The organism is Streptomyces sp. NPDC087310 (genome assembly GCF_044744405.1).
Classification (GTDB): Bacteria; Actinomycetota; Actinomycetes; order Streptomycetales; family Streptomycetaceae; genus Streptomyces.
In genome coordinates this window covers 720,755-738,297 of the sequence record NZ_JBIUYF010000005.1, presented here as the reverse complement: position 1 = coordinate 738,297, position 17,543 = coordinate 720,755, and the positions used below count along the sequence as shown (strand labels likewise).

The 17,543-nt window shown below is 71.7% G+C and carries 22 protein-coding genes; 13 read left to right on the top strand and 9 right to left on the bottom strand.

The genetic code is table 11. From position 1 onward, the window contains the following. Positions 1 to 126 precede the first annotated feature (126 nt). Positions 127 to 1,431, top strand: a complete 1,305-nt coding sequence (locus ACIO3P_RS22615) for a DUF2993 domain-containing protein (RefSeq protein ID WP_401855501.1) — start codon at positions 127 to 129, stop codon at positions 1,429 to 1,431. Between the two features lie 66 nt (positions 1,432 to 1,497). On the opposite strand, the gene ACIO3P_RS22610 is transcribed toward ACIO3P_RS22615, so the two are convergent. The 5 genes from ACIO3P_RS22610 to ACIO3P_RS22590 form a co-directional block, all read right to left on the bottom strand. After that, entirely contained in the window at positions 1,498 to 2,922 is a 1,425-nt protein-coding gene (locus ACIO3P_RS22610; protein WP_401855503.1) for a sensor histidine kinase, read from the bottom strand. Then, positions 2,919 to 3,770: a response regulator transcription factor gene (locus tag ACIO3P_RS22605; RefSeq protein ID WP_401855506.1), complete on the bottom strand. Its 852-nt coding sequence runs from the start codon at positions 3,768 to 3,770 to the stop codon at positions 2,919 to 2,921. Before ACIO3P_RS22605 ends, ACIO3P_RS22610 begins: the two co-directional genes overlap by 4 nt. A 44-nt stretch (positions 3,771 to 3,814) precedes the next feature. Further along, positions 3,815 to 4,012 (bottom strand): hypothetical protein, encoded by a 198-nt coding sequence (locus ACIO3P_RS22600; protein ID WP_329824721.1) that lies wholly within the window; start codon positions 4,010 to 4,012, stop codon positions 3,815 to 3,817. Then, complete coding sequence (locus tag ACIO3P_RS22595; RefSeq protein WP_401855508.1) at positions 4,009 to 5,079, bottom strand: S1C family serine protease; 1,071 nt, start codon at positions 5,077 to 5,079, stop codon at positions 4,009 to 4,011. Before ACIO3P_RS22595 ends, ACIO3P_RS22600 begins: the two co-directional genes overlap by 4 nt. Before the next feature lie 200 nt (positions 5,080 to 5,279). Beyond that, on the bottom strand, positions 5,280 to 5,702 hold the full coding sequence (locus tag ACIO3P_RS22590) for an ATP-binding protein (RefSeq protein ID WP_401855510.1): 423 nt from the start codon (positions 5,700 to 5,702) through the stop codon (positions 5,280 to 5,282). A 164-nt stretch (positions 5,703 to 5,866) separates the two neighbouring features. Between ACIO3P_RS22590 and ACIO3P_RS22585 the strand changes: the two genes are divergently transcribed. The 4 genes from ACIO3P_RS22585 to ACIO3P_RS22570 all read left to right on the top strand — a co-directional run bounded on the left by ACIO3P_RS22585 (position 5,867) and on the right by ACIO3P_RS22570 (position 8,474). After that, positions 5,867 to 6,412 (top strand): GntR family transcriptional regulator, encoded by a 546-nt coding sequence (locus ACIO3P_RS22585; protein WP_401789543.1) that lies wholly within the window; start codon positions 5,867 to 5,869, stop codon positions 6,410 to 6,412. Next, positions 6,409 to 7,188, top strand: coding sequence for a GntR family transcriptional regulator (locus ACIO3P_RS22580; protein ID WP_401855511.1), 780 nt, complete (start codon positions 6,409 to 6,411; stop codon positions 7,186 to 7,188). The genes ACIO3P_RS22585 and ACIO3P_RS22580 overlap by 4 nt, the downstream gene beginning before the upstream one ends. A 150-nt stretch (positions 7,189 to 7,338) precedes the next feature. Next, positions 7,339 to 7,977 (top strand): SigE family RNA polymerase sigma factor, encoded by a 639-nt coding sequence (locus ACIO3P_RS22575; protein ID WP_401855514.1) that lies wholly within the window; start codon positions 7,339 to 7,341, stop codon positions 7,975 to 7,977. Continuing rightward, complete coding sequence (locus tag ACIO3P_RS22570; protein ID WP_401855516.1) at positions 7,974 to 8,474, top strand: PASTA domain-containing protein; 501 nt, start codon at positions 7,974 to 7,976, stop codon at positions 8,472 to 8,474. The genes ACIO3P_RS22575 and ACIO3P_RS22570 overlap by 4 nt, the downstream gene beginning before the upstream one ends. A 62-nt stretch (positions 8,475 to 8,536) precedes the next feature. Here the strand turns inward: ACIO3P_RS22570 and ACIO3P_RS22565 are convergent, their stop codons facing one another. After that, on the bottom strand, positions 8,537 to 9,559 hold the full coding sequence (locus ACIO3P_RS22565) for a LacI family DNA-binding transcriptional regulator (RefSeq protein ID WP_329824729.1): 1,023 nt from the start codon (positions 9,557 to 9,559) through the stop codon (positions 8,537 to 8,539). Between the two features lie 24 nt (positions 9,560 to 9,583). Beyond that, positions 9,584 to 10,459, bottom strand: a complete 876-nt coding sequence (locus ACIO3P_RS22560) for a response regulator transcription factor (protein ID WP_329824730.1) — start codon at positions 10,457 to 10,459, stop codon at positions 9,584 to 9,586. Positions 10,460 to 11,118: 659 nt separating this feature from the next. Here ACIO3P_RS22560 and ACIO3P_RS22555 point away from each other — a divergent pair. The 7 genes from ACIO3P_RS22555 (at position 11,119) to ACIO3P_RS22525 (ending at position 15,735) form a co-directional block, all read left to right on the top strand. Further along, positions 11,119 to 11,373 (top strand): MoaD/ThiS family protein, encoded by a 255-nt coding sequence (locus ACIO3P_RS22555; protein WP_329824731.1) that lies wholly within the window; start codon positions 11,119 to 11,121, stop codon positions 11,371 to 11,373. A 10-nt stretch (positions 11,374 to 11,383) separates the two neighbouring features. Beyond that, positions 11,384 to 12,685 carry a hypothetical protein gene (locus ACIO3P_RS22550; protein ID WP_401855518.1) on the top strand — a complete coding sequence of 434 codons (1,302 nt, stop codon included), beginning with the start codon at positions 11,384 to 11,386 and terminating at the stop codon, positions 12,683 to 12,685. A 231-nt stretch (positions 12,686 to 12,916) separates the two neighbouring features. Continuing rightward, positions 12,917 to 13,666 (top strand): DUF2993 domain-containing protein, encoded by a 750-nt coding sequence (locus tag ACIO3P_RS22545; RefSeq protein ID WP_401789529.1) that lies wholly within the window; start codon positions 12,917 to 12,919, stop codon positions 13,664 to 13,666. A gap of 270 nt (positions 13,667 to 13,936) precedes the next feature. Further along, positions 13,937 to 14,044, top strand: a complete 108-nt coding sequence (locus ACIO3P_RS22540; protein ID WP_384999017.1) for a putative leader peptide — start codon at positions 13,937 to 13,939, stop codon at positions 14,042 to 14,044. A gap of 155 nt (positions 14,045 to 14,199) precedes the next feature. Next, positions 14,200 to 15,039: a sulfurtransferase gene (locus ACIO3P_RS22535; protein WP_329824735.1), complete on the top strand. Its 840-nt coding sequence runs from the start codon at positions 14,200 to 14,202 to the stop codon at positions 15,037 to 15,039. Between the two features lie 29 nt (positions 15,040 to 15,068). Further along, entirely contained in the window at positions 15,069 to 15,356 is a 288-nt protein-coding gene (locus ACIO3P_RS22530; RefSeq protein WP_030590573.1) for a DUF1416 domain-containing protein, read from the top strand. Positions 15,357 to 15,426: 70 nt separating this feature from the next. Then, positions 15,427 to 15,735 (top strand): DUF3099 domain-containing protein, encoded by a 309-nt coding sequence (locus ACIO3P_RS22525; protein WP_329824736.1) that lies wholly within the window; start codon positions 15,427 to 15,429, stop codon positions 15,733 to 15,735. Between the two features lie 3 nt (positions 15,736 to 15,738). Here ACIO3P_RS22525 and ACIO3P_RS22520 read toward each other — a convergent pair whose 3' ends face one another. After that, positions 15,739 to 16,536 carry a TetR/AcrR family transcriptional regulator gene (locus ACIO3P_RS22520; protein WP_401855520.1) on the bottom strand — a complete coding sequence of 266 codons (798 nt, stop codon included), beginning with the start codon at positions 16,534 to 16,536 and terminating at the stop codon, positions 15,739 to 15,741. 143 nt (positions 16,537 to 16,679) lie between these two features. On the opposite strand from ACIO3P_RS22520, the gene ACIO3P_RS22515 reads away from it, so the two are divergent. Next, positions 16,680 to 17,066: a VOC family protein gene (locus ACIO3P_RS22515; RefSeq protein ID WP_329824738.1), complete on the top strand. Its 387-nt coding sequence runs from the start codon at positions 16,680 to 16,682 to the stop codon at positions 17,064 to 17,066. Positions 17,067 to 17,141: 75 nt separating this feature from the next. On the opposite strand, the gene ACIO3P_RS22510 is transcribed toward ACIO3P_RS22515, so the two are convergent. Next, on the bottom strand, positions 17,142 to 17,519 hold the full coding sequence (locus tag ACIO3P_RS22510) for a DsrE family protein (RefSeq protein WP_329824739.1): 378 nt from the start codon (positions 17,517 to 17,519) through the stop codon (positions 17,142 to 17,144). Between the last annotated feature and the right edge of the window lie 24 nt (positions 17,520 to 17,543).

The window sequence follows — 17,543 nt, the reverse complement described above, 5'->3', positions numbered from 1 at the left end:
GCCCCTTCGTTCCGTCGCGGAATCGCGAGATCCCCCACATGAATAGCCGGATAATCCTGGATAAAAGGGCCGATACCGATGGTGCAACAGGTGTGCTGAACCGGCGGGGCGTGTTGGGATGAACCGATGCGACCCCCCACCCGCATGCCCGAGCATCTGTCCGCCCCCGAGCCCGGCGCCGACCCCGCCCCCACGCCTCCCACCGCGCCCGGCCCCCACCCCGCCCCCTATCCCAACCCTTACGACGAACTGGCCCAACTCGCCACGCCTGAGGACGAGTTCGTCCATGCCCCGCGCGATCCGCAGACTCTCGGTCTGACGTCCGACCGGGACGACGAGGACTGGACCCCGCCCGACCACCGGAAGCGCGGGAAGAGCGGACGGAGAGGGAACTGGGGCCGCCGCTTCGGCTCCCTCTCCTCCGCGCTGAAACTGAGCGTCACGCTCGTCGCCTGCACGGCGTTCCTGCTGCTCGCCGACCGCGCCGCCCTGCTCTACGCGCAGGACAAGGCCGAGGAGAAGCTGCAGGAGTCGCTCGGTCTGGCGACCCCTCCGGCCGTCGACATCCACGGCTTCCCGTTCCTCACCCAGGTCCTCGGCAAGCGGCTCGACCGTGTCGACGTCACCGTCCCCCATGTCGCCGCCGACCGGGTCTCGCTCGCCGAGGTACGGGCCAGCGCCAACGACATCCGGGTCGTCGGCGATCTGCCCACCGCCGTCAAGGGCGCGGTCGTCAGCCGGATGGACGGCGACGTGCTGCTCAGCTTCGACGACCTCAACCGCGAACTGGGCGCCTCCCAGGTCAAGTTCACCGACAACGGCGCGGGCTCCGTACGGATGGCGGGATCGCTGCCGGTGGCCGGCTACGACCTGCGGGTACGGGCCGACGCGCACATCAGGAACGAGGGCGGCAAGGCGGTGTCCACCACCGTCGACGGGATGCGGCTCGACATCCCCGGGGTGGCCACGTACCGGCCGGGCAAGGACCGCGCCCACTCCGGGCTGCGGCTGGCGCCCGAGGCCGCCGCCCTGATCGCGAAGGAGAAGAACCGGGCCCGCGAACTGCTGGAGGTGCCCGCCGTCGTGAAGGCGCTCGGGGTGCCACAGACGGACGTGGACCGGGCGCTGCGCAGCGAGGAGGCGCTGAGCCGGTTCACCGGGCGGCCCCGCTTCGTCCAGGAACTCCTGCGGCTCAACCTGGTCGACGTCGTCGCCGAGAACCCCGGGCTGCTGAAGCGGGCCGGGATCGATCCGGCGCTGGTCGACGCGCTGCTCAACCTCCGCCCGCCGGAGCTGTCCGACCGGCTCTCGCTCTCCTTCAAGCTGCCGAAGACCCCGGGCGACGTGCGGTTGCAGCACATCACCGTGGAGCCGGAGGGGATCAGGGCGCGGCTGGTGGGGTCGGCGGTACGGCTGGGCGGGGCGACGTAACGGGCGACGTAACGGGTCCGGGGTACGAGACGGGGTACGTGACGGGGATGTGAGGGTGCGGGCCCGTCACATCCCGTCCGGCGGCGGTGTCGGCGCGCCCGGGATACGGATCGCCGCGACCGTCCCGCCGCCCGCCGCCTGGCGCAGCGCGATCTCGCCGCCCGCCTGCTGGACCGTACGGGCCACGATCGACAGACCGAGCCCCGAGCCGGGCAGCGCGCGCGCCGACGGGGAGCGCCAGAAGCGTTCGAAGACGTGCGGCAGCTCCTCGGCGGGGATGCCGGGGCCGTGGTCGCGTACGGTCAGCTCGCCGTTCCCGCCCTGGCCGCCGTTGAGCGTGACCTCGATCGAGCCGCCGGACGGGCTGAACTTCACCGCGTTGTCCAGCACGTTGACCAGCGCACGCTCCAGACTGGCCGGCTCGGCCCGTACGTACCAGGGCCGCAGGTCCGTGGTGATCGTCAGATCGGGGCCGCGCAGCCGCGCCCGCTCCAGCGCGCTCCCCATGATCTCGTGGAGCGCGACGACCTGGAGGGGCCCGGGGTCGGTGCCGTCCGGCCGCGACAGCTCCTGGAGGTCCCCGATCAGCGAGGCCAGCTCGGTCATCTGCGCCTTGACGGACGCCATGAGGGCCCTGCGGTCGGCCGGCGGGATGGCGCGGCCCGTCTCCTCGCTGCGCGCGAGCAGCTCGACGTTGGTACGGAGCGAGGTGAGCGGCGTCCGCAGCTCGTGCCCGGCGTCCGCGATGAGCTGCGACTGCCGGTCCCGGGAGGAGGCGAGGGCGGCGGTCATGGAGTTGAAGGAGCGCGACAGCCGGGCGATCTCGTCCTCGCCCTCGACGGGGATACGGACGGTGAGGTCCTCCGTACGCGCGACGTGCTCGACGGCCCGGGTCAGCCCGTCGACCGGCCGCAGCCCCGACCTGGCGACCCAGAGGCCCGCCAGGCCCGCGCCGATCACCCCGACACCGGCGACGAGCGCGAGCAGCAGGGCCAGCTCGTTGAGGGAGGCGTCGATCTCGGCGAGGGGGCGCGAGAGGGAGACGGTGATCGGCGGTCCCGCGTCGTAGTCGACGCGCCGGGTGAAGACGCGGACCTTGGCGCCGTCCTCGGTCACGCTGTCGTGCAGCGAGCTGTGGCTGGTGCCGTTCGCGACGTCGAGGTCCTCCTGCTGGACCTTCACGGGCTCGGAGCCCGGGGCCACGCAGCGCTGCCCGCCCGGCAGGACCACCTGGATGTAGACGAAGCCGGGGGTGGTGCCGGTGTCCGGGTTGGCGCCCGCGTTGCAGACGGCGAGCGCGCCCTGCACCGAGCTGCGGGGCGCGGTGGAGTTCTCCAGGGACGAGTCCAGCTCGCTCGGGAGCTGGGTACGGGTCAGCAGCCAGCAGGCGACGGCGACGGCGGTGACGGCGATCGCCACGGCCGAGGCGACCAGCAGCGCGAGGCGGGAGCGCAGCGGGAGCGTACGGAACCGCTGGACGGGACCGGTCACGCCGGGCCGCCGTCGCGGTACCCGTAACGACTGCCGCTTCCGCTTCCGCCTCCGCTTCCGTGGCCACCGTCGAAGCTCGTACCGAAGCCACCGACGGGAGCGATCCCCCCGGCCGGTCCGCCGCCCGCGTCGGAGCGCAGCGCGTACCCCACCCCCCGCACCGTGTGCACCAGCCGGGGTTCGCCGCCGCTCTCGGTCTTCCGGCGCAGATACATCACGTACACGTCGAGCGAGTTGGAGCTGGGCTCGAAGTCGAAGCCCCACACCGCCTTGAGGATCTGCTCCCGGGTCAGCACCTGGCGCGGGTGCGCGAGGAACATCTCCAGCAGCGTGAACTCGGTACGGGTCAGCTCGACGCGGCGGTTGCCGCGCACGACCTCGCGCGTCGTCAGGTCCATCCGCAGATCGGCGAAGGACAGCACGTCGTCGTCGGGCACCTCGCCGGAGGCGGCCCCGTACGAGCTGCGCCGCAGCAGCGCGCGGATCCGGGCGAACAGCTCGTCCAGCTCGAACGGCTTGACCAGGTAGTCGTCCGCGCCCGCGTCCAGGCCGGTGACGCGGTCGCCGACCGTGTCGCGGGCGGTCAGCATCAGGATCGGCACCTTCGAGCCGCCCCCGCGCAGCCGGCGGGCGGCGGTCAGGCCGTCCATGCGCGGCATCTGGATGTCCAGGACGATCAGGTCCGGCGCGTAGGCGGCGGCCTTGGCGAGGGCGTCGATCCCGTCGACGGCGACCTCGGTCCCGTATCCGTCGAAGGCGAGACTCCGCTGCAGGGCCTCCCGTACGGCGGGCTCGTCGTCGACGATCAGGATGCGCTGCGGATCGCGATCGCCTTCGGCGGGACTCATGTGGCGTCTACCTCGTCAGTGGTCGGTATCGGACAGTTCGGCTTTCAGCCTCGCACGGCGGCCTTACGGCGGCGGCCCGCTCCACGCCTCTTCGAAGCGGCGGCGGTACGGACCTCGTCGGCGCGGCGCGTGGGCGCCGTGGCCTGGGCAAGATCATGGACGAGGGCGAGCGGAAGCGCCAGATCGCTCGGTCCCGCCGGACGGGTGAGGGGGGCGCCGGAGCCGGTTCCTGTGCCGCTCATGACTGCGTACCGCCGGAGCGCAGCGCCGAGAGGTCCGCCTTGACGGTGTTGATCGGGATGGCGAAGCCCAGGCCGACGCTGCCGGCGCTGGAGTCGCTGGAGGCGGAGGACGAACTCGGCGCGTACATCGCGGAGTTGATGCCGATGATCTCGCCGTTCATGTTGATCAGGGCGCCGCCGGAGTTGCCCGGGTTGAGCGAGGCGTCGGTCTGGAGCGCCTTGTACGTGGTCTTCGAGGTGCCGGTGTCGCCGTTGAACTGCTGGCCACCGAACTCGAAGGGCCAGTTGCCACCGCCCTGCTGCCCCTGCCCCTGCTGTTGCTGCTGCTGTCCCTGATCCTGGTCCTTGGCGACGGTGACATCGCGGTTCAGGGCCGAGATGATCCCGCTGGTGACGGTGCCGGTCAGGCCCTCGGGGGAGCCGATCGCCACGACCTCGTCGCCGACCTTCACCTGGCCGGAGTCGCCGAGCGAGGCCGTCTTCAGACCGCTCGCGCCCTCCAGCTTGATCAGCGCGAGGTCCTTGTCGGCGTCGGTGCCGACGATCTTGGCGGTGTATGTCTTGCCGGTGCTGAGCTGGACCTTCACGGACGAGGCCCCGGAGATGACGTGGTTGTTGGTGACGATCTCGCCGTCGGACGTGATGATCACGCCGGAGCCGGTGGCCTCACCGCTCGTCGAGGTCGCGTTGATCTCGACGATCGTCGGCGACACGGACTGCGCGACCCCCGCGACGGTGCCCGCGCTGCTCTGCGAGACGGTCGTCCCGTGGATGGCGGTGTCCCCGCTGCCGACACCCCCGCTGTTCCCCGTGTACGCGCCGACCAACGCGGCCGACCCACCCCCGACCACGGCCGCGGCCAGCGCGACGGCGGCCAGCAACGCGACGGGCCCCCTGGCCCGCCGAGCGGTCGCCGTGGACCCGTGCGCACCGTGGGCGCCCGCGGGAGCGGCGGAAAACACCGGACCGTACGAGGGCGGCGGCGGATAGGCCGGGCCCTGGAACCCCTGGGTGGGGTGCTGCTGCGTGCTGTCTGCGTCGCCGCTGCCGCGGTAGTTGTCGGTCATGTCAACGACTCTGGGCGCCGTACATGAGAGCAGGCTGAGGAGGCGCTGAGAAGGGCAACAAAACCGCGTATGCCCCATATAAAGGCGGCCGGGGGCCGGGGCTGCGCCCCCGCACGGCACGCGGCGTCTGCTCAGGCATCACGGCTGCTGTCACCGTCCTTCGCGCTGTCAGGGTCGTCGGAGCCGCCGGAACCTGGGGCTCAGCCGACGCCAGGAGACCGCCACGACGCCCACACCAGTTTGCCGACGCCGCCCCGGTCGGTGACGCCCCACTCGTCGGCCAGCGCGTCCACGATGACGAGGCCACGCCCGCCGCACGCGTCCGGCGGCTCCGCCCACCGGAACGGCCGCAGGGCGGACGCGTCATGCACCTCGATCCGTAGGCCGTCGGGGACTGGGAGGCGCACCGGAACGAAACGCGTCTCGATCTCCCGCCCCGACGGCACACGGGCATGTCGCACCGCGTTCGTGACCAACTCCGACAGCACCAGAACCGCGGAGTCCTCCAGCGCCGACATCCCCCAACCGGCCAGCGCCTTCCGCAGTTCCGCGCGCGCTGCCGCCACCGAGCTCGGATGACGCCGCCACCGCAGCACCACCACGCCGCCTTCGGCACATCCCATCAGCCGACCTCCACCGTCCTGAGCTGTACGATCCCGAGGAGCGTATCGCTATTCGCGAAAAGCGGCAAGGTTGCTCTGTGGTGCGAGCCGCGAGCAGCGGAACCGACTCGCTTACCGTGTAAAGCAGCAAGGTCAGGTTCCGGGCATCAGCACAGGAGGACGTCATGGGCGTCGGCGCGTGGGTCAGTACCTCGATGCCGTATCTGACACCGCAGGGCCAGGGCCACCCCGACGCGTGGGGAGCGGAGCTGGCGGCGCGAGGGCGGCGGGGCGGTCAGCGGATCGTCGGGGCCGGTGAGGTGGCGGCGTCGGAGGAGGTGGCGGAGTTGCTGGGTGTCGCCCCGGGGGAGGCGGTCGTGGTGCGCAGGCGCGTGATGTTCCTGGAGGACGTGCCCTGCGAGCTGACGGACACGTACTACCCCGCGTCGATCGCGCGCGGCACGCGTCTCGCCGGGACGGCGAAGATCCCCGGCGGGGCCGTCACCCTGCTCGCGGAGCTGGGGTACGTCGGCGTACGCGTCCGGGAGGACGTGTCGGCCCGGATGCCCGACGCCCAGGAGCGCGAAGCCCTGCGCACCGAGCCGGGTGAGCCGGTGCTCCGGCTGGTCCGCGTGACCTTCGACGCCGGGGACCGTCCTGTCCAGGCCGATGTGATGACCATGCCCGCTCACCGGCAGCGGCTGCGCTACGAGATGGGGATCGAACGATGACCACGCCTCGCACCGAGGGGGACGCGTACGATCGCCGCTCCCTCCACGAGCGGATCGCCGCCGATCTGCGCGACGAGATCATGACCGGGGATCTCGCCCCGGGCGCCAGTCTGCCGTCCACCGTGCGGCTCAAGGAGCGGTTCGGTGCCTCGAACGCCACCGTGCAGAAGGCGCTGCAACTCCTCAAGGGCGAGCGTCTGGTCGTCGGCCGCGCCGGTGCCGCGGTGACCGTAAGGGAACACCGGCAGTTGACCGTGCGCCCCGCCTCCTCCATGGCCCCGGCCGCCGCCGGCGAGCCGTACCCCTGGCTCGCCGAGACCGCGAAACGCGGCGGAGAGGCCCGGAGCACTCTCCTCGCCGTCACGGAGACCACACCCCCGGCGGATGTCGCGGCGGCCCTGCGTCTGCCCGCCGACGGAACGGCGCTCCTCCGCCACCAGGTGCTCTCTCTCGACGGCGAACCGGTGGAGCTGGTCCACGCCTACTACCCGCCGCACATCGCCCGGGGCACCGCCCTGGCCGAACACCGCCGGATCAAGGGCGGAACGCCCACCCTGCTGACCGCGCTGGGCCACCCGCCCCGGCTCAGCGTCGACCATGTCTCCGCGCGCATACCGACACAGGAGCAGTACGAGGCGCTCCACCTGCCCGGCGATCTGCCGGTGCTGCGGACGCTGCGCGTGGTGTACGACGCCGACGAGCGCCCGGTCGAGGTCACGGTGATGGCCAAGGCGGGCCATCTGTACGAGCTGCGCTACGAGGTCACGCCGGGGTGACACCCGCCGAGCGCCTGCCTGCCATCTGGATCTGAACCTTCCCTCCCTCCCCTCCCTCCTTCCTCACCCCTGTGACCCAGGTCTCCTCGGGGTGGTGCAGCAGATGGGGCCCTTCCGCCGTCGAGAGGGGGACAGGAAGGAAGGAGCGGCGTGGATCTGGCAACCAAGTGGAGTTCGCTGTTCTCCGAGGCGAGTCGGCCCGTTCTGACGGGGCGGGGCGGCCTCACCGGGTGGGCCGATCGGGCCGACTCGGCCTGGGCGGGGACGGATCCGGGGGCGGGGTTTCACGCTTTCGTCGCCGCCCGGTCGGGGGCGTTGTTCCGGGGGGCCCTGGTGCTGACCGGGAGCCGTGAAGCGGCCGAGGATCTGGTGCAGGAGACCCTGGAGCGGGCCTGCCGCCGTTGGCGCACCATCGCCGTCAAGGATGCTCCGGACGCCTATGTGCGGCGGATCATGGTGAATCTGGCCAACGACAGGTGGCGGCGGTTCCGTCGTGTCGTACCGCAGCCGTCCCCGGGTGACGACCGGGCCGCGCCGGGGGACGAGTACGGGCGGGTCGACAGCCGGGACCAGTTGGTCCGTGCTCTGCAACGGCTGCCGATGGGGATGCGGACCGTCGTGGTACTGCGCTACTTCCACGACCTTTCGGATGCCGAGATCGCCGAGGACCTGCGGATCTCTCCGAGCGCCGTACGGTCCCAGCTCGCCCGTGGCCTCGAAAAGCTCCGGGCCCAGATACCCGCGCTCTCCGCACCTTCGTCACCGCTGCCCCGGAAAGGAACCCGATGACCGGCCACCCAGCGCGGTCCTCGGACGGCCGCAGCGGTGACACCCACTTCGAACAGGAACTGGTAACCGCCTTGAACGACTTCGCGAACACCTCTCCCGCACCGCAGTTCGACGCCGCCGGCATCCAGCGCCGCGTCGGCCGTAAGCGCGTCGGCCTCATCGCCGCCGTTGTCGCCGTCATCGCCGTGGCGGGCGGCGGCACGGCGCTGGCCACCGTGGCCGGCGGCGGCTCCGACGCCCCCGCGCCCGCCGCGGTGACCACCGCGACCGACCCGGACGCCGCCACTCTGCTGTACGGCGACATCAGGATCGAACTGGCGGGCGCGCACCCGGACGACGCCAAGGCCGTGCTCCAGAAGGCCCGGTTGAAGCTCGGCACGGTCGGCAAGGCGAAGGCGCCGAACTGCAAGCCGGGCTCGGTCATCGGCGTCGACCCGCACAGCCCGGCGACCGTCGCCAACGGCGATACGGTCAACCTGACCCTCTGCGCCGGCTGATCCGAGCCGCCCATCGGTGAAAAAGGGCGGTGGCCCCGCCGTAATCGGGGCCACCGCCCGATCTATGCGCAGCCGCAGGAGCGTCGGACGATCAGGGCCGACGGGAACTGCTTCACGCGCTCGCGGCGCGAGCCGGCCACGCGCAGGCCGTCGTCCAGGACCAGGTCCACCGCCGCGCGCGCCATCGCGGGCCGGTCGGAGGAGACCGTCGTCAGGGGCGGGTCCGTCAGACCCGCCTCCTTGACGTCGTCGAAGCCGGCCACCGCCAGCTCGCCCGGCACGTCGAGGCGCAGCTCGCGGGCCGCGCGCAGGACGCCGATCGCCTGGTCGTCGGTGGAGCAGAAGATCGCGGGGGGCCTGTCCGGGCCCGCCAGCAGTTCCAGGGCGACCAGGTAGGCGTCGTACCGGTTGTACGGGGCCTGGAAGAGCCGCCCCTCCACCGAGTGCCCCGCCTCCAGCATGGCCCGGCGCCAGCCCTCCACGTGGTCGGCCACCGGGTCGCCGACCGCCGGGGTCGACTCGACGCCGCCGAGGCAGGCGACGTACGGATGGCCGTGCTCCAGGAGGTGGCGGGTGGCGAGCTGCGCGCCGCCGATGTCGTCCGTGACGACCGCGACGTCGTCGATGCCCTCCGGGCGCTCGTGCAGCAGGACGACCCGGGCGTCCCACGCCTCTATCTCCGCGGCGGCGCGCTCGCTCGGGCCCTGGCTGACCAGGATCAGCCCGGAGACCCGCATGCCGAGGAAGGCCCGCAGGTAGTGGACCTCGCGTTCGTCGCGGTAGTCCGAGTTGCCGACCAGCACCATTTTCCCGCGCTCGGCCGCCGCCTGCTCCACCGCGTGCGCCATCTCCGCGAAGAAGGGCTGCCTGGCGTCGGGCACGACCATCCCTATGAGGTCGGTCCGCCGCGAGGCCATGGCCTGGGCGACCCGGTCGGGCCGGTAGCCCAGCTCCTTGATGGCGTTGACCACCCGCTCGCGCGTGGCCGGGGCGACCGGCCGGGGTCCGTTGTTGATGACATAGCTGACGACGGCGGTGGAAGTCCCCGCCAGTCGTGCCACATCGTCCCGCGTCACCTTGGCCACGCGCGGCAGTCTACGCGTGGTGACCTACCGCTGGGCAGGCCGTACGGATGCTTCTTCGACCGCATCCCGCGGGGCGTCCGGTCCGGCGGCCGTCGCGGCGTCGTCGCCGGGCGCCTGCGCCTTCTCGTGACGGGGCTCCGCGCCGTCCTCCGTACGGGATCCGGCGGATCCGGCGGATCCGTTCGCGCCCGCGGCCTTCGCCCTGGCGTCCTCGGAGCCGCGCTCGGCCTTCTCCGGGGTGACGAAGCGGTAGCCCACGTTCCGTACGGTCCCGATGAGCGACTCGTGCTCCGGGCCGAGCTTGGCGCGCAGGCGCCGTACGTGCACGTCGACCGTCCGCGTACCGCCGAAGTAGTCGTACCCCCAGACCTCCTGGAGGAGCTGCGCGCGGGTGAAGACCCGGCCGGGGTGCTGCGCGAGGTACTTGAGCAGCTCGAACTCCTTGAAGGTCAGGTCCAGGACCCGGCCCTTGAGCTTCGCGCTGTACGTCGCCTCGTCGACCGACAGGTCGCCGTTGCGGATCTCCATCGGGGAGTCGTCGGTCTGGATCTGCTGCCGGCCCATCGCGAGCCGCAGCCGCGCCTCGACCTCGGCCGGTCCCGCGGTGTCGAGCAGGACGTCGTCGATGCCCCAGTCGGCGGTGACGGCGGCGAGACCGCCCTCCGTCACGACGAGGATCAGCGGGCAGCCGGGCCCGGTGGAGCGCAGGAGCTGGCAGAGCGACCGCACCTGCGGGAGGTCGCGGCGCCCGTCGATCAGGATCACATCGGCACCGGGGGTGTCGACGAGGGCAGGTCCTTCGGCGGGGGCCACCCGTACGTTGTGGAGCAGCAGCCCGAGCGCCGGCAGCACCTCCGTCGAGGGCTGGAGGGCGTTGGTCAGGAGCAGCAGAGAACTCATCGCCGCTCACCTGCTTCGGCCGGACTCTTATCCGGACAGTTGCCCGGACTGTTGTCGTTCACGGTTCGCTTGCCCATTACGTCGGTTCCTCCTCGGTCCCTGCGAGGACGTATGCGGCACTGCCTACTGCGTACTGCTTACTGCTTTTGTACTGCCGTACGGCCCGCGCTGCCCCTCGTCCCCGGGGGCGCGACCCGGATGTCCGTGTCTTCCGTCTGTGACATCTGGCTGTAACAACGATCGGAAAACACAAAAGGACCCGGGGGCTACATTGCCCGGATCCTCTTCGGAGCAGAATAACCCACATTCGTTCCGTGTCAGAGGGGCAATCTCGCAGATCATGCAATGAGTCGGGTCCACGCGACCTCCGGCGCGGGGCCGCGAGGCCGCCTCGGAACGGCGCCGGAACCGCGTGGGGAGGGCCCGGAGCGTGCACGAAGAGGCGGTGTACTGCCTGTGTACGGGGGGTTTCACGCAGGACTTGGAACTTAGACGGCCAGGACCCGATCGGGCGGATCGCACAGGGGGCGCACGGGTGCGTGTCCGCGCCGTACATCATGGAATCCGACGATCCGATGATCTGGTCGTCCCGGTCATACGGCCGTCCCGGTCATCCGGTCGTCCCGGCCGTCCGGCATCCGAGGGAAGGAGCTGCCTTCATGGCAGTCGGCACGATCCGCTACTGGGCCGCGGCCAAAGCCGCCGCGGGGGTCGCGGAGGAGCCGTACGCGGCGGACAGCCTGGCCGAGGCGCTCGACGGCGCCCGGGTCAGACACCCCGGCGAACTGACCCGGGTACTCCAGAGGTGTTCGTTCCTTGTCGACGGTGACCCCGTGGGCACCCGTGGGCATGAGACCGTACGCCTTGCCGAGGGCGGCACGGTCGAGGTGCTCCCGCCGTTCGCAGGAGGGTGAACCGCACATCATGAGCAACGATCAGCAGTACCCGTACGGGCAGCAGAACCCGTACGGGGAGCAGGGTGAGTACGGACCGCAGCAGGACGGGTACGGGCAGCAGGCGCCGTACGTTCCGCAGCCTCCCGCGCCTCCGCGGCCCCCGGCGCAGGCGTGGGCCGAGCCCGAGCAGTCCGCGCCGGGAGCGGCGGGCGCGGGCGCCGCCCAGACGTGGGAGGGGCAGACCTGGGACACCCAGTACCAGCCCCATGTCCAGGCCCACGCGCAGCCGCAGGCCCAGCCCCCGGCGCAGGCGCAGCCCCAGGGGACGTTCGGGCCGCCGTCGTACGGGCAGCCCCAGGCCCAGCCCCATCCGCGGCAGGCCGCACCGCAGGCCGCCGCCGACACCGCGTACCTGCCGCCCCAGAGCGCGTACACGGCCCCGTCGGCGCCCGCTCCGGCCCCCGCGCCCGCGCAGGCGCCCCCGTACGCCCCCCGGCCCCCGCAGGGCGCCGGACCCGCAGGGACCGCCGACGCGGGCGGCTACAGCGCGCCCACCACCCTCGGCAACGCCCGGGTCACCGACGCCCAGCGCGCCCGCGCCGAGGGCCGGTCGCCGATCATTCCGCCGGGCGTGCGGCCGGCCGCGCTGACGGCGGTCCTGGGGCTGCTGCTCGCCGGGGGCGCGGCCCTCGGCCCGTACGCGCTGCTCGTACCGCTCGTGCTGCTCCAGGCCGTCACGGCCGCCGGCTGGTTCCGGCTGAACGGGATGTGGCCGGCCCGGCAGGGCATCGCGCTCGCCTTCCTCGGCGGGATCGTCGCGGACATCGCCGTGCTCGCCGCTGGCCGGTCGAACGGTCCCGCCGCGATCATCGGCACCCTGGGGGTGTGGGTGCTGCTCGTCCTCGTCCTGCAACTGCGCAGCCGCGCGGGCGCCGACGAGCGGATGACGGGCCTGATGGCCACCGTCGTCTCCGCCGCGCTCGCCATCCTCGCCGCCGGACATCTCGCGGCAGCCCCCGACGCGGTGGTCGTCGGCGGTGTGGCGGTCGCAGCCGCGACCGTGGCCCGCGCGCTGCCGCTGCCGGGGTTCGTCTCGGTCGTGGTGGCCCTGCTGGCCGGCGCGGGCGGCGGGATCGTGGCGGGCGGGATGACGGACCTGGGCGCCGCCGGCGCGCTGCTGGGGCTCGGGGCGGGCGTCTGCGCGCTGGTCGGGCTGCGCGCTGCGAGCTACGACTACCCGTCCACGTTCGTGCACATGACGGCCGGGGTGGCGCTGCCCCTCACGGCCGCCGCGCCCGCCGTCTACCTGCTGGGCCGCGCGCTGGCCTGACGCGCGGCCGACGCGCGGCTGACGCACGGCCGACGCCCGCTCGTACGCCCGTCACCCGCTCGTACGCCTGCCACTCACCGGTTCCAGGCGTACGACGGACAGGGGCGGGAATCCGTACGCCGGGAACCGTACGGCCCTGTCGTACGTCGATCAGTCCGGCGGCCGGGGGGACGGCCGGGGAACGAACCGGACCACAGGACCGGTCATGACCAGGGTGGGGGACACCGAACAATGCGTGTACTGCGGACACTGCTGATACTCGTCGTGGTCTTCGGCGGGCTGTTCGTCGCCGCCGACCGGGTCGCCGTCCACTTCGCCGAGAACCAGGTGGCGAGCAAGATCAGGTCGAGCCAGGGGCTCGACACCGACCCGAAGGTCTCCATCAACGGGTTTCCCTTCCTGACCCAGGTGCTGAACACCTCCCTGGACGAGGTCCAGGTCAGCCTCGACGGGGTCAGCGCCAGCGCCGACGGACAGGCGGTGCGGGTGACCGAGGTCAAGGCGGAGCTGAAGGACGTGACGTTCGACAGCAGCTTCTCGACCGCGACCGCCGCGTCCGCGACCGGCTCGGCGCAGATCTCGTACGCGGACCTGACGGGCTCGGCCCCGAAGGGCGCCACGGTCGGGTACGCGGGCGCCGAGCGCGCCGCCAAGGGGGAGGTCAAGCTCTCGGGCCCGATGGGCGAGGTGCTGGACGGCGCGGGCATCACCGTCCCCGGCCCGTTCAAGTCGCTGCTGGACGGCAAGACCCTCACCGCGTACAGCGCGGTCTCGCTGGTCAACGGCGACACGGTCAGGCTGAAGGCGGTGACCCTGCCCGAGCTGTACGTGCCGGGCGCGGACGAGCGGATGCGGGAGGTCGTCGACTACGACCTGAAGATCGACGGACTGCCGTCGACCATCAAGCTCGACAAGGTCACGGCGACGGAGACGGGCCTGAGCTTCTCCGGTACGGGTACGGACCTCTCCCTGGCCGGCTGAGGCCGGCTGAGGCCGGCTGAGGGCCACCCCGGGATCACACCGGGGATCGCCCCGGGGGTCACACGGGGATCGCCCGACGCCGCCGGGCCGGATGCTGAGACGGCCCTGTCCGCTCCCCAGACCGCATCCGGCCGGGGGCGGACCCGCGGCGCGCCGCCACGCCCGGCCGGGTGTCGTGCACCCTCCTCCGGTCCCACATCGTGGATGATCGTGTCTTGACATGTGACACACCGGTGACATGACCGCCCGGTCGTCCCTACGATCGGACCCATGCAGTGCTTTATCGGCGGTCTCCCTCAGCGGGGACAGGCGGACCTCACGAAGCGGCGGGCAGTAGACCTGTGCCGCGTCGCCGCCATGCTCTGTCGCACTGTCTGAGCGGGACGGGACGTTCACGTTCCGTATCCCCCGATCCCGGCTTCCCGGGCCCTTCGAGCGCTCTCGGGGCCATCCGCGCGGCGAGCGCGGTGAAGCCGGCCCCTCGCATCACCTCGCAGTACACCCCGCCGCACACTGCCCCGGAGGAGAAAAGCATGAGCCGCAGCGACGTTCTGGTCGACGCAGACTGGGTCGAGGCCCACATCGACGACCCGAAGGTTGTCATCGTCGAGGTCGACGAGGACACCTCGGCGTACGACAAGAACCACATCACGAACGCCGTCAGGATCGACTGGAAGAGCGACCTCCAGGACCCGGTCCGCCGTGACTTCGTCGACCAGGAGGGCTTCGAGAAGCTCCTGTCGGCCAAGGGCATCGCCAACGACGACACCGTCGTCCTCTACGGCGGCAACAACAACTGGTTCGCGTCCTACGCCTACTGGTACTTCAAGCTCTACGGCCACGACTCCGTCAAGCTCCTCGACGGTGGCCGCAAGAAGTGGGAGCTGGACTCCCGCGACCTGGTCGAGGCCGTCCCGACCCGCGCCGCCACCACGTACAAGGCGAAGGCCCAGGACACCTCGATCCGCGCCTTCCGTGACGACGCGGTCGCCGCGATCGGCACGCAGAACCTGGTCGACGTCCGGTCGCCCGACGAGTTCAGCGGCAAGCTGCTCGCCCCGGCGCACCTGCCGCAGGAGCAGTCGCAGCGTCCGGGCCACATCCCGTCCGCGCGCAACATCCCGTGGTCGAAGAACGCCAACGACGACGGCACCTTCAAGTCGGACGACGAGCTGAAGGAGCTGTACGCGCAGGAGCAGGTCGACCTGGCGAAGGACACCATCGCGTACTGCCGTATCGGTGAGCGCTCCGCGCTCACCTGGTTCGTCCTGCACGAGCTGCTCGGTGTGGACAACGTCAAGAACTACGACGGTTCGTGGACCGAGTACGGCTCGCTCGTCGGCGTGCCGATCGAGCTCGGCGCCAACAAGTAATCACGCCCCGACCCGGAGGACTGAACAACATGTGTGGAGCACAGGCCGGCGGCCCCGACGCTTCGACGATCAAGCCCGGTGAGACCACCATCCAGGGTTCCGTGACCCGCGACGGCGAGCCCGTCACCGGTTACGTACGCCTGCTGGACTCGACCGGCGAGTTCACCGCGGAGGTCCCGACCTCGGCGACCGGACAGTTCCGCTTCTACGCGGCCGAGGGCACGTGGACGGTGCGCGCCCTCGTTCCCGGCGGCTCGGCCGACCGTACGGTCGTCGCGCAGACCGGTGGCCTCTCCGAGGTCGCGATCGCGGTCTGAGGCTCGCGCACGCACCGAAGGGCCGTACTCCGACTGTCGGGGTGCGGCCCTTCGCGTTTTCCACTGCTTGATGCAGGTTCCGGTCGGTCTGTCCGAGTCGTACGCTGAAGACATGTACGCGCGACGCCGTCGCCGGTATTTCCTGCTCATGGGCGGATGTCTGATCCTCTTCGTCTCCGCCGGGGCCTTCGTGCGCATCTGGTCGGTCCCCGCGGCCATCGCGCTCTGTGTGGTCGCCCTGCTGATCCCGCCGGTCGCCGCCATCGTGGGCAACACGCGCGACAAGGACGACCGCTGGTGGGACGAGCCGCCCGTGGGCCACGAGAACGACGAGAACGAGCGGTGGCTGGACGAGCTGGAACGCCGGAACCGCCCGTAGGGCCTACGCCTGAGAACGGGAACGGGAGCGGGAAGGGGAACGGCTCGCGACGAGGTGGGCGAGACCGTCCAGGACGCGCCGCAACCCGAAGTCGAAGGCGTGTTCCGGGCTGTACATGCCCTGGTGAGCCGCGCCCGCCGCGCTTCCGACCCGGGCCGCGAGAGGGAACCGGGCGGGGTCGAACACCCTGGCCAGAAGGGGTGCGTTGGCGGCCCACCACTGCGCGTCGGACAGGGCGCTGTCGCGGGCGGTGGCCTGGGTGTCGAGGTCGGCGCGGGCGACGGAGTGGACGAAGCCCAGCAGGAAGGTGAGGGCCGCGTCCATCTCGACGTCGTCGAGCCCGAGGCCGTCGAACGCGGCCAGTTCGTGTTCGTACTTGGCCATGAGCCCGGGGCCGAGCGCCGGGCGGGTGGTGGGCAGGGTCGCCACCCAGGGATGGCGCCGGTACAGGTCGCGGTTCTCGCGCGCGACGGCTTCCACCCTCGTACGCCACGGCGCGCCCTGCTGATCGGTGCGCGGCATCCGCAGATAGGCCGCGTCCAGCATGAGATCGAGCAGCTCCGCCTTGCCCGGGACGTACGTGTAGAGCGTCATCGGCGTGACGCCCAGCCGCTGGGCGACGCTCCGCATGGTCAGGGCGTCCAGCCCGCCGGAGTCCGCGAGTTCGACGGCGGCCTCGACGACACCGTCGACCGTCAGCCCCTGCTTGGGTCCGCGCCGGGTGCCGCCGTGTCCGGGCTCGCGCCACAGCAGTTCCAGGGTGCGGGCCGGGTCGTCCGCGCCGCTTCGTTCCTTGGCCATGCCCTCCATCCTCTCCCGTGCGGGCGGCGGACCTTCCTCTGTAATCTCTGTACGTCGTATGCTGTACGACGTACAGAGATTAATCCCAGGTGACCGGGCGACCGGGCTACCGGGCCATCGGGCCATCGGATCCAGGAGGAACCATGAAGATCACTTCCACCGCCGTCTCCCTGACCGTCGATGACGTATCCGCCTCCAGCGCGTTCCTGGCCAGGCACTTCGGCTTCCAGGAGGTCATGGCCGCCGACGGCTTCGCCTCCCTGGCCCGCGAGGACACCGCCAACGTGGTCTTCCTGCGGCGTGGCATCGAGGTCCTGCCCGAGGGGATGAGGGACCGGCACGCCGCGGGCGTGATCATCGCGTTCGTCGTGGCCGACCTGGAGGCCGAGTACGAGCGACTGCGGAAGGAAGGTGTCCCCGTCACCATGCCGCTGCGCGAAGAGCCCTGGGGCGAGCGCCTCTTCCAGGTCACCGACCCGAACGGAGTGATCCTCCAGCTCGTCGACTGGACCACCGCCGGCGACCGCTGACGGCCCGGAGCCCGGCGCGGGCCGACGGTCGGCGCGGGCCGGGCCGGGCTCCGGGCCGGAACACGGGGTCGTCCGTCAGTAGACGAGCGCCTGGACGCCGTCCGCCATGATCTCGCTGACGAAGACCTGCGCGCCCGCGATCCGTACCCCGTCCAGTACGTCCTTCTCCGTGATGTCCCGCCGGGCCGCGCACTGCGTGCACAGCGTGACCGACCCCGCCGCCAGGACCGACTCGATCAGCTCGGGCAGCGGCGCGGCGTGCGGCAGTTCGAACTCGGCCGCCCGCCCCGGCAGCGCGAACCACGCGGACTCGCCCGTCAGCCACAGCGAGACCTCCACCCCGCTGGCCACGGCGACCGCGGCCACCGTGAATGCCTGGGAGCAGCGCTCGGGGGCGTCGGCCCCGGCGGTCACTTTGATCACGAGCTTCTTGGCGTTCTCGGCGGATTGCATGGGCCGAATCGTAATCCGCCGCCC

Excerpts from the sequence above, each read along its gene's own strand:
- ACIO3P_RS22615 (WP_401855501.1), top strand. The coding sequence starts at position 127 with ATGCGACCCCCCACCCGCATGCCCGAGCATCTGTCCGCCCCCGAGCCC.
- ACIO3P_RS22605 (WP_401855506.1), bottom strand. The coding sequence starts at position 3,770 with ATGAGTCCCGCCGAAGGCGATCGCGATCCGCAGCGCATCCTGATCGTC.
- ACIO3P_RS22600 (WP_329824721.1), bottom strand. The coding sequence starts at position 4,012 with ATGAGCGGCACAGGAACCGGCTCCGGCGCCCCCCTCACCCGTCCGGCG.
- ACIO3P_RS22595 (WP_401855508.1), bottom strand. The coding sequence starts at position 5,079 with ATGACCGACAACTACCGCGGCAGCGGCGACGCAGACAGCACGCAGCAG.
- ACIO3P_RS22590 (WP_401855510.1), bottom strand. The coding sequence starts at position 5,702 with ATGGGATGTGCCGAAGGCGGCGTGGTGGTGCTGCGGTGGCGGCGTCAT.
- ACIO3P_RS22585 (WP_401789543.1), top strand. The coding sequence starts at position 5,867 with ATGGGCGTCGGCGCGTGGGTCAGTACCTCGATGCCGTATCTGACACCG.
- ACIO3P_RS22580 (WP_401855511.1), top strand. The coding sequence starts at position 6,409 with ATGACCACGCCTCGCACCGAGGGGGACGCGTACGATCGCCGCTCCCTC.
- ACIO3P_RS22570 (WP_401855516.1), top strand. The coding sequence starts at position 7,974 with ATGACCGGCCACCCAGCGCGGTCCTCGGACGGCCGCAGCGGTGACACC.
- ACIO3P_RS22560 (WP_329824730.1), bottom strand. The coding sequence starts at position 10,459 with ATGAGTTCTCTGCTGCTCCTGACCAACGCCCTCCAGCCCTCGACGGAG.
- ACIO3P_RS22555 (WP_329824731.1), top strand. The coding sequence starts at position 11,119 with ATGGCAGTCGGCACGATCCGCTACTGGGCCGCGGCCAAAGCCGCCGCG.
- ACIO3P_RS22550 (WP_401855518.1), top strand. The coding sequence starts at position 11,384 with ATGAGCAACGATCAGCAGTACCCGTACGGGCAGCAGAACCCGTACGGG.
- ACIO3P_RS22545 (WP_401789529.1), top strand. The coding sequence starts at position 12,917 with ATGCGTGTACTGCGGACACTGCTGATACTCGTCGTGGTCTTCGGCGGG.
- ACIO3P_RS22540 (WP_384999017.1), top strand. The coding sequence starts at position 13,937 with ATGCAGTGCTTTATCGGCGGTCTCCCTCAGCGGGGACAGGCGGACCTC.
- ACIO3P_RS22535 (WP_329824735.1), top strand. The coding sequence starts at position 14,200 with ATGAGCCGCAGCGACGTTCTGGTCGACGCAGACTGGGTCGAGGCCCAC.
- ACIO3P_RS22530 (WP_030590573.1), top strand. The coding sequence starts at position 15,069 with ATGTGTGGAGCACAGGCCGGCGGCCCCGACGCTTCGACGATCAAGCCC.
- ACIO3P_RS22525 (WP_329824736.1), top strand. The coding sequence starts at position 15,427 with ATGCAGGTTCCGGTCGGTCTGTCCGAGTCGTACGCTGAAGACATGTAC.
- ACIO3P_RS22520 (WP_401855520.1), bottom strand. The coding sequence starts at position 16,536 with ATGGCCAAGGAACGAAGCGGCGCGGACGACCCGGCCCGCACCCTGGAA.
- ACIO3P_RS22515 (WP_329824738.1), top strand. The coding sequence starts at position 16,680 with ATGAAGATCACTTCCACCGCCGTCTCCCTGACCGTCGATGACGTATCC.
- ACIO3P_RS22510 (WP_329824739.1), bottom strand. The coding sequence starts at position 17,519 with ATGCAATCCGCCGAGAACGCCAAGAAGCTCGTGATCAAAGTGACCGCC.